This is a genomic window from Cupriavidus pampae (assembly GCF_914271485.1).
In the GTDB taxonomy this organism is placed as follows: domain Bacteria; phylum Pseudomonadota; class Gammaproteobacteria; order Burkholderiales; family Burkholderiaceae; genus Cupriavidus; species Cupriavidus pampae.
Window position 1 is genome coordinate 24096 of sequence record NZ_CAJZAG010000018.1, and the last position, 14642, is coordinate 38737.

Consider the following 14642-nt stretch of genomic DNA (forward strand, 5'->3'; position numbering starts at 1 on the left):
GTCGCCAGCGGTATCGGCCAGCGCGGTCTGCAATAGTGTTGCCCCTTTCATCAAGGATGAATTAAAGCGCACTAAGCCAATTGTGGAAAGGCTTCAAATATAGGTCGATTGAAAGGGGTGGGAATGAAAAGCGGGCCTGCGTGGCCGGATAAGCGGGGCTATTGGCTGCACCTGTGTGGGCTAACAGACAGTACACGTCCCTGCATCGCCCCTAAAGTTCTTTCGTCAACTTGGCCCATCGGGCCACGGGGGAGCTATCGACGGAGTAGTCCTTGGCCCCCGGTACGCTGGAGTTTGCGGTGTGCATCATCGAACGCGTCGTGCAACGGCGATCGCTGATCACCGGTGTCACGAGCGACGCAAGCCGGCGGCGGTGTCATAGTCAGCGCGCGAGCGCATGGGCTGGACGCCGCGCACCACCCTTACAGAACTAATATAAGAAATGATAGGCGCGGACGTCGTATCCGCTCGACACGACACCCTGATCAAAACGGCCGGTTTCAGGCCCTATGACCATTATGAATAAAAGCCGAAGACGTGTCTTCGTCGCGGGTCATCGCGGTATGGTTGGCGCCGCCATTACGCGCGCGCTATCGCACCGCGCGGATGTCGATCTCGTGTGCCGCACCCGTGCAGAACTGGACCTGACCGATCAGCGGAAAGTGCGCGACTTCTTCGCCGCCGAGCGGATCGATGAGGTATATCTTGCGGCCGCGCGTGTGGGCGGGATCCATGCCAATAACAACTACCCCGCGGAATTCATCCAGCAGAACCTCGCCATCGCGGTCAATGTCATTCACGAAGGATGGCGTCATGGCGTGACCCGCTTGCTATTTCTGGGCTCGAGCTGCATCTACCCACGCCTGGCGCCGCAGCCGATACATGAGAGCGCGCTGCTGACCGGAGAACTGGAGGCAACAAACGAGCCCTACGCGATTGCCAAGATCGCTGGGATAAAACTGTGCGAGAGCTACAACCGGCAGTACGGCGTTGACTACCGCAGTGTTATGCCAACCAACCTCTATGGGCCCGGCGATAACTATCACCCGGAGAACAGCCACGTTATTCCGGCACTTATCCGCCGCTTCCACGAAGCGCGGGTGACACACGCGCCGACCGTCGCGATTTGGGGCTCGGGCACGCCGATGCGAGAGTTCCTTTTCGCAGACGACCTGGCGCGGGCATGCGTGCGTGTGATGGAATTGGCCGCCGAGGACTACCGGGCCTTTAGCGCCCCGACCGGCTTCTTCAACGTCGGTACCGGCATCGAGATCTCAATTCGCAACCTTGCAGTGTTAATCGCGAAGGTGGTCGGGTATCGCGGCGAGATTGTGTTCGACTCCACGCGCCCCGACGGAACGCCACGCAAGGTTCTCGCCTGCAGCGCCATTGCGGCCACAGGCTGGGTTCCATTGGTTGAATTCGAGGCCGGGTTGCAACTGGCCTACTGCGATGCACTGGCCACTGGCCGCTTGGCCGCCAGTCTTGATACGCCTCGGGCATTGGAAAAATCTGTCTAGCCGAATCGCTTTGCGTCTTCGCCGAGCCACGTCTCTGTATCGCGCCGTTTCAACTTGGCAAGTGCTCGATAAAATTCGCCGTGAGCTGAAGGGAGCCATGGAGTCGGCCCGGCTATTGCAGCCATGGCAGTGCAGAACCTCGCGCGAGCCTTGGTTAGCTTTCGGCAACGGGTAAAGTTGGCGCGCAGATCGAAACTTCGGCTTGGCGGAGTAGCTCGTGTGGTATCGGAAATCCGGTCGGCCTCCCGCTGGTAGGCTGCTGTGAAATTACCTATCCGCCAGCCGCCTGGCATTGGGCCGCGGGGAGAGCCTTGATAAGGCAAAAAGCAGCGGCGGCGCAACTGATTGTCAGGTGCCCGCCAGCTCGCGAAACGCCAGTTCCTGCTCGGACACAACCCCTGTACGAAACACCATCCACATCGCCGACTTCGCTCCCTTGTCGCGCAACTTGCGGTAGGCGACGCCGGTTGCCGCGACGCGTCCGAACGATGCCGGCACCAGCGCGATGCCGAGTCCCGCCGCGACGAGCCCGACGATGGTTACCGCGGTTAGCGCTTCCTGTACCACGCGCGGCGCAAAGCCCGACAAGCGACATAGCGAAAGAATTTGCACGAGCACACTGGTGCCGCTATCCCGGGGGAACATCACGAACTCCTCGTTTGCGAGCGCGCTTACGGGTAGCGGACCTTTGGCCTTTGCTAGTGGGTGTTTGGAGGGGAGCGCTACCACCAAGGCGTCCTCGAACAATCGGATCGTCCCGAGCGTGGGCGGCAGGTCGGGCGTCTCGACGCTGCGCACGAACGCCACGTCGATTCGTCTTTCAAGCATCGCCGCGAGCTGCTCCTGCGTGGTGAGCTCCGCGATGCGTACCTGCACGCCCGGACGCCGCTGCCGATACGCGAGGATCAGGCGTGGAATGACGCCGGTGAGCGCCGCCCCGCTGGTGAATCCCACACGCAATTCGCCCAGGTCTCCTCGCTGGACGCGCGCGGCGATGGCACTGGCTCGCTCTGCCTGGGCGAGCAATGCCTGGGCTTCCGGCAGCAACGCCTTGCCGGCGGGCGTCAGTTCGACGCGGCGGTTCGTGCGTTCGAACAGCTTCGCACTCAACTCCTCCTCCAGTACCTTGATCTGATGACTCAGGGGTGGCTGGGCAATATTGAGGCGTTCGGCGGCGCGGCTGAAGTGAAGCGTTTCGGCGAGGACGACAAAGTAGCGGAGGCGGCGGAGATCCATCATACGAACTATGTATCAATAGTCATCGAAACAATATTGGACGTAGATGTTACTCCGGACGGATGATCAGTCCAAGGAGGCCTCCAGAGATCATGACCCCGTCCGACACGCTTGCCGCTGCATTGCCCGTCCCCACGAACGAGCGCCGCCTGGCGATGGCCGCATTGATGTGCGCATCCATCCTGGCCTCGCTGGACACTACGATTGCCAACACTGCCTTGCCGCAGATCGCGGAGAGTCTCCGCACCAGCGAGGCTGCTGTGATCTGGGTCGCGAATGCCTATCAGATCTCGATGATCGCGATGCTGCTGCCGTTTGCCTCGCTGGGCGAGCGGGTCGGCTACAAGGCGGTCTTTGCGTGCGGCGTCGCGCTGTTCGCGCTCGCATCCGCGCTTTGTGGCGGCGCGTCAGCGTTCTGGGTGCTGATCCTCGGGCGTGCGCTACAGGGTATTGGTGCTGCAGCGATGTCGAGTGTCGCCGCAGCAGTTGTTAGGCATATCTATCCCCCGCACATGCTTGGACGAGGGCTAGGGGCGCATGCGCTGGTGGTCGCCATCGGATTCACGCTTGGACCGGTGGTTGCCTCGGCCGTGTTGTCCGTCGCCAGCTGGCACTGGTTGTTCCTGATCAACGTGCCGCTCGCTGCGCCATCCATCGCGCTGGCACTGCGCTACCTGCCGCGGGGCGTTCACGCGCCTCGGCCCTTCGAACCGACGCCGGCGGTGCTCTGCACGGCCTTACTTGGGCTGCTGACATTGGGGATATGCCTCCTCGAGAATGGCAACACGCCGAACATCGCGCTATCGCTTGTCGCTGTGGCGACAGTCTTGTTCTTCGTGCTCCTGCGGTTGCAGCGCGGCCATCCCGCGCCGATGCTGGCGATTGATCTGCTCGCCATGCGCTCGATCGGCTTTTCCTCGCTGACGTCGATCTGCGCATTTGCCACGCAGTCGCTAGCTCTGGTTTCGTTGCCTTTCCTCCTGCAGAGCACGCTGGGCATCACGGTGGTCCGCACGGGATTCGTGCTCGCGGCATGGCCGCTCGTCGTCGCGGTCATGGCAGCGGTAGTCTCGCCATTGAGTGACAACGGCCGGGTCTCGCTCGCGGTGCTGTGCAGCGCGGGACTGGCCATCCTCGCAATCGGCATGTGGGCGCTGGCGCTGATGCCCGCGCATGTCAGCGAAGCGGGCATTGCGCTCCGGCTGGCCCTGTGCGGCGTAGGGTTCGGGCTGTTCCAAGCGCCCAATATGCGCGAGATTATGAGCAGCGCGCCGGCAGGGCGCAGCGGTGGTGCCAGCGGCATCATCGCCATTTCGCGGCTCATGGGCCAGACCATGGGTGCGGCGCTCGTGGCGCAGTGCTTCCACACGTGGTCGGCGGCTGGGCCGGCCATGGCCCTGTGGATCGGTGGAGCCACCGCGCTGCTGGGCGGCTGCTTCAGCGCGCTGCGGTTGCAGCGTTTCCAGCGTGTATCTGAAGTGCCAACGGCATAGAGTTTCCGGCAGTTCCGGGCCACACCGGCCTGCTATAGGCCGCCGGGTGGCCGGATCGAATCGGTGAAGCGTCCGAGGTTAGCCTAGCTCAAGGAACTAGCTTAGCTGCGCAAATAGCTTATAGCTTGCTTCAAGCGCGAATAACATTTAGATGTGTTCATACAACCCACTTTCGTGGGGAATACGGACGCAGATTTGCGTCTTCATAGTACGGGCATCGTTAATCCCTAACGATTTCTCTATTGCCCGCATGACCTTGGGTTACGCGGGCTTTTCTTTTTCTCGCTTGCTAACCATGAGGCGAAGTCCGAAAGCGCGCGGGGCATTGGACGCTTGACCATCGCCAGGATCCACAGATGCGGGCGCTGGGAGGGCCACTGCTGTGCGCCCCCGGGATGCCTCTGCCAAAGTCAGTTCAGTCAGTGCCCAGCTCGCGAGACGCACTACTCGCCGCGCGAGGGGTCGGCATCGGGCAGGCCTACTTGCCGAGCTGGTTCTTCAATGAAGCATTGCAGACGGATACTGTGGGACCGGTCCGTTCGCCGGCATCCTCAATGAAAAAGTCAATCCAACTGATCCGGTTAGCGCGAGCGCCCTGGTCCCAGCGTCACGGCGACAGGGCCTAAGGCGTAATTAGCGACATCCACCTCATTGAATTTGGATTAGAGCATGTCCTTACACAAACGCCATGCCGGGCATCAGCTCTTGGCCGTAGGATTCGGCCCTTGTTCCACGCCGTCTTCAATCCATCTGACATTCATCGCTGCATGGGCGATGCAAGGCCATCGACCTGCGGGTCAGTCTGGATTAACCAAAAGCACGATTTCGTGGGCCGTTGACATGTCGTTGGTGTCTAAGCGAACGAGACGAGTGGCAAGAAGCTTGTGGATGCGCCACATAGGTATAACCTCGACGGCCTCCTGCGCCTGAGCGGATAGAAGTTCGCAGTAGACAGGGGATTGACTCAGGACAGAACGGACAATGCGGAGGTGAAAACCTGCTTTCAAACGACGAACAAGGCGGTGTTGTTGTCCAGACAATGACATAGGGCACGAATGACAAAGAGGGCGCCGCGTTCGCCTGTAAATTTTTTTTGTTTGCAGAGTGTCGTTCTACCTTCCTAAAAGATACCACCGCATCGTGGGGTTCCATCGCACGGCGCGATGAGTGTCGCTACATGAAGAACTGGCGGGGGCCATTCGGACGAACCTCCATGAAGGTCTTGCAAAGGCTGACGGTCAACCGGATGCCGAACGAAACTCGATTGGAAGGTGCCGTAATGTTCGCGACCAACGTAGCAGATACTAGATGTAAAAGGGATTTAAAAGTCATTTATACCTCTCGTATGGCTACCAGCGAGAGCATTAGTACGGACGCGAGAACCGCGGTGGTCAAACTCCCTCAACTTGTCCCGCTCTTTAGAGGGGGATGCTTAAGGCATCACAAAGGATGCAAAATGTCACTCGTCGTGCGTTGACCCCTGCGACTCTTCCCGTCCCCTAGGAGCCTTCTCCAGGGGCTTTTTTTTGCGCGCGCTTCCACCGCTGCGGTTCAGGGGCGGCTAGAAGGGCCTTGTGGCGTTGTTTTGGCGAGGATATCGGCTCGAACAAGGTGGCGGCCGGACACAGGAGTTGAGCGCCTCCCCGTCCACATTCGATGCATTTCGGACGGCCCGGATTGATGGGGTTTAACGTAGCATCGGGCTTCGTCGATAAAGCGCGCCAGCCGAACGACGAAAATCAGAAGTTGAACACGATTCATCCGTCCTGCGAGGCGGATTTTTTTTGTTCACCTGAAATGCGAGGGTATCGCCAGGAGGGCGTGAGTGCGTGTGCAGAGGCTAGTCGTTGGCGCTCAGACGTACGCCAGCGCCGTCGTCGGCATGCCGCTCGCAACCCGCCGACTTATCTCTCGAATGACGCAAAAGATCCGCCCCGGGGGGCGGGGCGGATAACAGGAACCTACATTCTTATTCGTCGTGGGCCCTGGCGCACCGCACGGCGAAGTAAATAGTAGAGGGGATCGCAAGACGCGAATCTGTCCAAAATAGCAGGGGTTCGGACACCAGTAGTTTCCGCTAGCGGCGAACGCGCCTGACCCATCCGCATTGCTTGCGATGTCATCACCTTCCTCCAATCGCGGTGCCTCGACCACGCGGGTGGGCAAACACACGGCAGAACTGTTTCCCGTTTCGCTACTTGCTTGCATGCTCTTCTTGTTGGAGGCGAAGCAAGCCGCGCTCGATGCCGCTACTCTCGCACTCCTCAGAAAAACCTGCGGCGAAGTCTCGCCTACGTGCTTGACGCCCTCGACTTCCCACGCATAGAAGTCGATGCCACTATTTGATTTGATGGACGCGTCATGCTGGGCGAAAGGTGGTGCTGGCAGGACAGTATCGACTTGAGTTCCACTGGTATGGCGCGAATGGCCCATCTGGCACGCGAACTCTGGGCGTCAATTATTCCGTCAGTCCTTTCGGTAGTTTGCCGCCGTTTCTTGCCAACTCCTGCATCACGCGCTTGTGTAGCCAGGTGTTCATGGCGGCGGAGTCGTTCGTGTCACCCGAGTAATTCAGTTCCTTCGCCAGCGCTTTACGATGCTCAAGGCTGCTATCAATACCGAGTGCCTTGAGTGTATCGACGATCGACGTGCGCCAGTTAAGCGTCTCCCCGGCTTCCTTCACAGCGCTGTCCATCACGCCTTCGACGTCCACTTGCGCTAGCGCGGTCGGCAAGGGCGCGCCTGAAGCTCCCGACGCTGCGCCTGTCGTTGGCTGTGCTTCGGCAGCCTTACTGCCGAGGGCAGGCTGGCCGCCTGAGGTTGTGCCGGAGAGAGGCGCGCCGGTGTCGCCAGCTGGCGCGCCCGTTGCCACTCCCGTAGTGGCTTGCGCCTGCTGGTCGCCGCGGTGCAATAGCTTATTAAGAATATCCTTGAAAATACTCATGGCCTATCTCCTTTAATTTGAAAGGCGTGTCAATCGCCGCAAGTTTCGTTCCGGTCAGCGCCCTCGAGGCACAAGCGCTGGGAGGGGCCATAGCGCCCGTGGGCCTGACGTATTCACTTGGCACAATGCAAGACCGGATATCCGAGGGTTTTGTTCTGCCTGTGTGTCAAAAGGAATCGCGCTGGCAATTGCTGCGTCTCGCACGTCTGCCCCGCGCGTCCCCTTACGACTTCACCGGGCACCGCCTGGCGTCGATTCTCGACGGCTCGACGACACTAAGCGCGCCCTGCAAGAGCCCATAAGGCTCCATTCTCAACTGGCCAAGGTAGCCTTCCGGTCGATCGGGCTAAGGTCAATGGCGCTTGAACAACTGGCAATGATTGGATGAGGCGAGAGCAAGGCCGCCGCTCAAAAATAACGACATTGGTCATTGGCCCATGCCAACCTCGCGCGCGAGCTTGTGCGCCATCCCGAGATGATGCGTGACGGTCGGTAGCGTCTTCTTTGCGAAGGCACTGATCCTGTCGTTCTTGGCATTGTCGGAAGCCTTCCGGAACATCGCAACAGCATCCTGATGCCCATCGATGCCTACATTCTGCACATAGGCCTTGTCAAACGCGGCGCCATTCAGCCGCTCCAATTGGTTGATCTCTTGCATCTTCTCGGCAGACGGCGACGCGGGGAGCTTGACACCGACCTGCTGCGCCAGAAGCATTAAATCCTTATCTGCGGCCTCGTGATCTCTAATCATTTGCGAGGCGAACGTCTTGACTGCCAAAGTGGAAGCTTTGCTCAGCGCAACCTTGCTCGCTTCGATCTCATATGCGCCCGCTTCCGCAGCCTTGCGCATGAAGATCACATCGCTGTCAGCGGGGCGCACGACTTGAGGCGAATCGGTCAGCGGCGCAGCTTGTATCGCTGGACTGAAGAAGAGGACCAGCGTCACGATCATTGAGCTCAAGCCGTGTTTTGTGGATGACATAGGCCACCTCATCGAGTTTGGTTAAACGACGTCCATATGTATACGCCATGCCGGGTATCCGGGTGCCAGTCAGCACGCAATGAAGGCGACATGTCCGGGGCTTGAGCCAGGCGAAATGGTTGACCCCAGACAGGAGACCGAGAGAACGTGAGGGCGCGTATCAATCGTCGTCTCTGCGTCGTCTATCCTGCGGCTGAGGCCTAGGATTCGGAGTGTCCGCGACCTGATCATGTGCCGTTAGGTCGCTGCCCTCGCCAAGCTTGTCCGCACGGCGGGGCCGGTCGCTTCGTCCGCGCGAAGGACCCGTTCCTCCTATATCGGGCTTCCATCCCGGCCAGGGACTGTACTCATCCTTGCGGGCGTCTGGCATGTCATTAGGCCTGCGTTTATTTGTCATAGTTGACTTCGTCATCCTGAAGCTGAGAGCGCTTCACCCTTTCGCGGCGAGCTGCCGAATAGCACCATTTTTTTGCAAGCACCACCGTAGCCGGGGGGGCGGGCGCAAAATTTACCGAGTACCACGCGTCGGACGAGCATCCTCGCAGCCCCACCCGGGTGAAGCACAGCCGATCTCATCCCAGCATTTCGTGCTCGGATGTGGCGTTCGGTGCGGGCCATGCAGCGAGCCAGGCGGATCAATAGCTGCTATCCGCCACTTGCTTGCTGGAACGAGACCGAAAACCGGAAAGTAGGTTGAATGCGCAGTTCCCTAGGCCTAGCATGGTTAGACGTGTGGCATTAGTCCGACCCCCATTGAGTCCGCCCCGGGATCTCGTTGGGAAATGATGCGACGCAATGGGCCAGCCTTCGGGCTGGCTTTTCTTTACCTACGCCGCCACAGGGGGAGTGCGACGCACGCGGAGGAGGGTGCCCACGGGGGCCGCTGCTTTCGGCATGTTGCCCGGCGCATTACGCTTCCAATCTCTCTGGTCACGAGCGGTGCTGAATTGGTGAGCCATCCCCATCGCGGCACCTGGGGAAATAGGATCGCTCGCCGGGAATGTCATCTCCAAAGAGGCATCCAAAGCGGCTTGGTAGCTGTTCCCGTCATCCGGGCATTGTTCAATTACGGCAATGGATTTGGGCATGGTTCGTCCGGAGCTTTTTGGTGGAGTGTTCGAGACAGAGTGCCATGCTTGCCCGCTGGCGTCAGTACGGCACCGGACCGAACCGGTAGGGACCGCGCGACCAACGTGTGATTCACCCAAGGTGTGGTCAGTAATTCTGGGTCCAAATATGAGGTTTTTTGGACAAACCGCGCTTGGACAATTCCACATACCATTAGGCTTCGTCGTAGGCGAAAGCCAGCCGACGTACCTGTTTATCCGTCCCTCACAGGACGGATTTTTTTGGGGTTTGGAAGCTCGCACGGACGCCTGATTGCATAGCGCCGCGCGCCTACGTGGTGTCGGTCAGGCAATTCTTCCTCTGCTGTGCACTATCGCGGAAACTGCCATGACGGATCTCCACTGCATGGCGCAGAAATCGTGAGCCTTTCCACCACGATCCACAGGTTGGCTACGCGGGCCGTCACGCTACGCAAACGCTTCTCATCCGGATCCCGCAGCATCAGTGCAAGAAGGCGAGAGCAGCCTTTCCTCTGCGCAGAGCGTCTTCACCGCGGCAGACTGTCTGTCCGAGGATGATCGCGAGATTTGGGCTCGCCCACATCCCACTCGGGTTGCAATTTGCTTGGACGAAAGCACCGGCAATTCCTTCGTGAAATTGTCGTGCGGAAGAGCGGCCCCTTTGCGTCGACAAAATGCTGACGACGCACGCATCATGAATCCCTCACGCGGTTTCCTAAGGCCCCGGGGCTACAAGAGGCATGCCTCGGCCACGTCCCCGGAGATCTGTTCCCGGGGGCACGGATATTGCGGATGACTACTCGAAGCATGTAACAAGGAGAACACCATGTTCGAATTCCTGAGAAAACTCATCGCTAACGAACCACGCAATGAGCCCAGCTATACGCGCGATGAAAAAATTCCCGACAGCGGTACACACAGAAAACTAACCGAAGACCCCGCTCAGCAGCCCGAGCAGCGAGCGACGGACGTACCGCTTCTGGATGATCCACAGGAGCGTAAGGAACGGCAGCATGCTGAGGAGCCAAGATATGGGGGTATGGGATACTTCGGAAATAGTGATAGTGGCGGTCAGTCATTCAATGGCGCGCAGCGGCTGAATCCTGGCGACCCTGGTTTTCGGGCGCATCCCACGCGGGAAGTGCATTCCCCTCGCATTGGCATGGCCGCTCGTATGCCGAAAAACTACGTACGGACCGATGAGCGCGTCTTGGGCGACGTATGCGAGAGGCTGGCAATGCATCCTGAGATCGACGTATCCGACGTGACCGTGCACATAGAGGCCGGCGTCATCAGACTCGGGGGCACAGTTGAAGATCGTTATGAGCGTCGTCTAGTCGAGGAAATTACCGAAGGTGTCATGGGCGTGCGCGATATCGAGAATGGTGTTCGCGTCCGCGACCGCTGCCAGAACGAGGGCTTCGAGGGCGTGTCGCCGGAGCGAACGCTGAATCTCAGCTGATCACGTGGAGCTGCGGAGTCTCGCCGGCACTTTCAACTTTGGCGTAGGCGACGCTACGGGTATTCGCTGAACTTGCACTATTTGCTCGGCACTCAACGCCGCGACGTTAAAGCGTCAGGCGGCCAGCGTGCCCTCCAATGATTAGCGCCGCTTTACGAGATCAAGTCAGCAGGGCTTCCGCACCCGAAGTCGTCGTCAACGATGAGGTCCGCGCGTGTGAAGGTTGGTACGTCACCGGACCGACTCGGTGTGGGCCTGTCGCACAGAGTGAGGCCACGGGAGCGTGCGAACAGTGAGTCGCACAACTCCGTCTGATGCTGAGGGGCTAGCCCACAGTTCATGGCCATAGAGGCTTGGTTTCCATTGATAAAGAGGAAGTCAGTCATGTCGAAAAAGGTGCTTACCGTAGAACAAATTCTTTCCGAGATCGTCAAGCGAATGCAGAAGGATCAACCGCCTGATGAACTGGCCGAGGCGGTCGTGCTGTCGATGCCAATAATCCACCCATTGGACGTAAAAGGACGCAATTGGGACATCGCCGAGACGAGGAAGGACACTGCTCATAACAGTCATGTCCGCCGCGTTGTGGAGGAGGCAAGGTTCGAGTTCTATCTGTCAAGGCCGCTCGCCACGAGTTGAGACCTAGTGCGCGGCGCCCATTAGCTACGCTGTCGATGGACAGCTGCACGTCATCTCTTCCCGCGTTAGCCTCGCATCTCGCAGCGCACCTTGGCTTAGGTCGAAATCCACGCTACGTGGATCAAGGTTTCCCTCTACGCTCCGTGTAGGATTCGTTCAATGCAACGATCAAGCTCAAACACCCAACCGCTCGGTTCTTTGGGTTGCCGAGCGCCAGGTGCAAACTTCGCAGCAATAGGACGGCTCACGTTCCAGTCGCGCAACGGGCGATCGATCGCCTCGGTGTGGTCATTCTGATGCGCGCATGCATTCTTATTTCAATCGGCATCATACGGACGGTGAGCAAGACACGGCCTTAGAATCGTGGCAGCAACGATACCGTCCTGTACCGCCCGCCGGCCGTCGAGGAGGCCGTGACGCAAGACGCCACGCGAGTGGCGGTCTACGATTATCGGTCCCGCATGGCCGGCGCCAGGGTCCGCCACCCTTACGGACTGCACTCGCGGCTCGTCCTGGGGAACTGGCGACAGGACGAGATCCGTCAATATCGGGATGGCGGCATTCTCGCCCTTGATCCGCCGTGGTCGTCGCATCTTACGCAACCACCTGAGCGTGAGGTCCGTTAGCACCATTAAGGCAAATAGCACCGTGAGAATGAGTTCTACAGAAGTTCCCTTCATGATTTCTACCCTTACTTTCGTTGTCCTGCCATCGGAGCGTCGCTGCCATTAGCGATCTCCTGGCGCATTGATGTGTCTGCCATCATGTTCTTCATGCGGTAGTAGTCCATGATGCCTAAGTTCCCCTTGCGAAAAGCATCGGCCATGGCGCGTGGCACATCTGCCTCTGCTTCGACCACGTGGGCACGCATTTCTTGTTCCAGAGCCACTGCCATCGCACGGCGCTCCTCGGCCTTGGCCTGCGCGATCTGCTTGTCGGCGTTAGCCTGATCGATCTGTAGCTTGGCTCCGATGTTGTCGCCCACGCCCACGTCGGCAATATCGATGGAGAGGATCTCGTAGGCGGTGCCCGCATCCAGCCCCTTGGAGAGGATGTGTTTGGAGATGTGATCGGGATTCTCGAGCACATGTTTATGGCTCACGGCCGAACCGATGGTGCTGACCATTCCTTCCCCGACGCGCGCCATGATTGTTTCCTCTCCAGCGCCCCCTACCAGCCGGTCAATATTGGTGCGAACTGTCACCCGAGATACGGCAATAAGCTGAATGCCGTCCTTTGCCACTGCTGCGATCCTCGGCGTTTCGATGACCTTAGGGATGACCGACATCTGCACCGCTTCCAATACGTCACGGCCGGCGAGATCGATCGCCGCAGCGCGCTGAAAGGGCAGAGGGATGTTCGCCTTGTCGGCCGAGATCATTGCGTTGACGACTCGCGTGACATTGCCGCCGGCGAGGTAATGCGCCTCGAGGTCGTTGACGGATAGTTCGATGCCGGCCTTCACCGCACTGATGCGCGCAATCACGATGGTGGCTGGTGGAACCCGCCGCAAGCGCATGGCGACGAGGGTAAAGAGTCCCACATAGGCCCCCGAGGCCCAGGCCGAGATCCAGAGAGAAACGGGCACGAGATAAAGAATGATGGCGAGCGCGGCGAGTACTGCGATTAGCACTCCAATACTTCCCGCGAATCCGAAGAAAAGTTGGTTCATGATCATTCCCTCTGGTGAGTATGCGGAACGCCACCCGGCATCCGCCGCACAACGATTCGATTGCCGTCGACGTGTGTCACCTCGATAGGCGTACCGGGTTCGATCAGCACTCCGTCGGAAACGACGTCGACGCGTTCGCCATCGATTTCGGCTATGCCCGCCGGGCGAAGTACCGAAGAAGCTCGGCCGTGTTTGCCCAACCAGTGCAGATCGGATGCCGGCGTGGATCCGTGCGTGGGACCAGATCCCAGATTTGCATTCAGAATCATTCGGCGAGCGAACGGCAGACGCGGCATAAATCTCATCAGAGCCACGGCACTCACCACAGCGATCAGCAAGGCAATGACAACCCGCCATGCGGTCGCAAGGACAACCGCACTGGTATCACCGGCGCCGATCATGCTTAGGACCAACGCCCCCAACATGGCCGCGGCGCCAAGCGCCCCGATCACGCCGAATCCAGGGATGACAAGAATCTCCAGCGCGAGCAGTACCACTCCGACGCCCGCCAGAAGCAACTCTTCCCACCCGGCTAGCTGCACAAGCCAGTGGCCCCAAAAGAACAGTGCGAGGCTGCCAATCCCGAAGGCACCAGCGATGCCCAATCCGGGAGTACGCAATTCGATCACAATGCCCAGCATTCCAAGGCCGATTAGCAATGAGCTCACCAATGGATTAGTCAGAAAGCGGACCAGTTGCTCTGCCCAGTGGGGCGACGCGTGGCGAACTTCTGCAGTCTGAAGTCCCAACTGAAGGAGTACGCCTTCGAGCGTTTCGGCGCGGAAATCAGCGACTTTGTGTTGGAGGGCTTCATCGGTGGTAAGGGTCAGTAGCTTGCCCTTTTCCACTATGCCGGGGACACCTATGTCACTGTCAACCATGGCCTCAGCCAGGAGTGGTGGGCGTTTTCTGGCTTCCGCGGTGGCGCGGAATTCCTTGCGGACGTATGACACTGTCTTTTCGTTCGCGGGTTGAGCTTCAGCACCCGGCGCGCCCGAAAGTACTGGCGCGGCTGCGCCGATCGTGCTGCCCGTAGCCATCACTAGCGTCTCGGCAGAGAGTCCGATCAGAGCACCGGCGGAGATGGCGCGCTTGTTGACGAATGCCACCGTTCGCACCTCGGCGTTCAATAGGGCGTCGCGTATTTGTACGCCGGCATCTACCCGTCCACCGAAGGTATCGATGTCTAAGATTACCGCTGCGGCGCCTGCCTGGGTGGCTTCCGCGAGAATGCGCTTCACGAAGGGCGCTAGCCCGAGGTCAATCACCCCCTCGATTTTCACCACATAGACAATCGGCCGTTGAGGCTCAGGCTGCGCGGCGGTGAACGGTACCAATAGTCCCAGAGCAACAAGGGAGAGGCTCGCTAACCAGATTGATATGCATCTACGCATGGCATTTCAGCAAGCTTTGACGCCCCTCTTTCCCTGCGGAAGATCGCCGAACCGCAGCAGATCCTTGACGGAAAAAAAGCGACCGCTGACGAGGCCTATGTTTGGCCGCTTTGAGCGCACATGCCGTCCGGGGCAGAGCGAGTCCCGTAGCCTTACTAGGAGGGCCAGCTCGCGGTAAGTTCTCTGCATGCGTAGATCGACACGCTGCTACG

Annotated in this window: 9 protein-coding genes; 4 read left to right on the forward strand and 5 right to left on the reverse strand. The window is 59.3% G+C overall.

Features of this window, described 5'->3' with window-relative positions:
- The first annotated feature begins 509 nt into the window (after positions 1 to 509).
- A complete protein-coding gene (locus LDO41_RS32200; protein ID WP_377745360.1) occupies positions 510 to 1520 on the forward strand; it encodes a GDP-L-fucose synthase family protein in 1011 nt (336 codons plus the stop codon).
- Positions 1521 to 1868: 348 nt separating this feature from the next.
- Here the strand turns inward: LDO41_RS32200 and LDO41_RS32205 are convergent, their stop codons facing one another.
- Positions 1869 to 2759, reverse strand: coding sequence for a LysR substrate-binding domain-containing protein (locus LDO41_RS32205; protein ID WP_223995595.1), 891 nt, complete (start codon positions 2757 to 2759; stop codon positions 1869 to 1871).
- Between the two features lie 89 nt (positions 2760 to 2848).
- On the opposite strand from LDO41_RS32205, the gene LDO41_RS32210 reads away from it, so the two are divergent.
- Positions 2849 to 4249 carry an MFS transporter gene (locus LDO41_RS32210; protein ID WP_223995596.1) on the forward strand — a complete coding sequence of 467 codons (1401 nt, stop codon included), beginning with the start codon at positions 2849 to 2851 and terminating at the stop codon, positions 4247 to 4249.
- Between the two features lie 2458 nt (positions 4250 to 6707).
- On the opposite strand, the gene LDO41_RS32215 is transcribed toward LDO41_RS32210, so the two are convergent.
- Positions 6708 to 7193 carry a DUF3597 domain-containing protein gene (locus LDO41_RS32215; protein WP_223995597.1) on the reverse strand — a complete coding sequence of 162 codons (486 nt, stop codon included), beginning with the start codon at positions 7191 to 7193 and terminating at the stop codon, positions 6708 to 6710.
- A 427-nt stretch (positions 7194 to 7620) separates the two neighbouring features.
- The gene (locus LDO41_RS32220; RefSeq protein ID WP_223995598.1) at positions 7621 to 8145 is read right to left on the reverse strand and encodes a DUF4142 domain-containing protein; all 525 of its coding nucleotides are present in this window, start codon (positions 8143 to 8145) and stop codon (positions 7621 to 7623) included.
- A 1944-nt stretch (positions 8146 to 10089) separates the two neighbouring features.
- Here LDO41_RS32220 and LDO41_RS32225 point away from each other — a divergent pair.
- Both LDO41_RS32225 and LDO41_RS32230 read left to right on the forward strand, forming a co-directional pair.
- Positions 10090 to 10725 carry a BON domain-containing protein gene (locus LDO41_RS32225; RefSeq protein ID WP_223995599.1) on the forward strand — a complete coding sequence of 212 codons (636 nt, stop codon included), beginning with the start codon at positions 10090 to 10092 and terminating at the stop codon, positions 10723 to 10725.
- Between the two features lie 384 nt (positions 10726 to 11109).
- A complete protein-coding gene (locus LDO41_RS32230) occupies positions 11110 to 11364 on the forward strand; it encodes a hypothetical protein (RefSeq protein WP_223995600.1) in 255 nt (84 codons plus the stop codon).
- Positions 11365 to 12055: 691 nt separating this feature from the next.
- Here LDO41_RS32230 and floA read toward each other — a convergent pair.
- Positions 12056 to 13036, reverse strand: a complete 981-nt coding sequence (floA, locus tag LDO41_RS32235) for a flotillin-like protein FloA (protein ID WP_223995601.1) — start codon at positions 13034 to 13036, stop codon at positions 12056 to 12058.
- 2 nt (positions 13037 to 13038) lie between these two features.
- Entirely contained in the window at positions 13039 to 14322 is a 1284-nt protein-coding gene (locus tag LDO41_RS32240) for an NfeD family protein (RefSeq protein WP_223995602.1), read from the reverse strand.
- Positions 14323 to 14642: the final 320 nt, after the last annotated feature.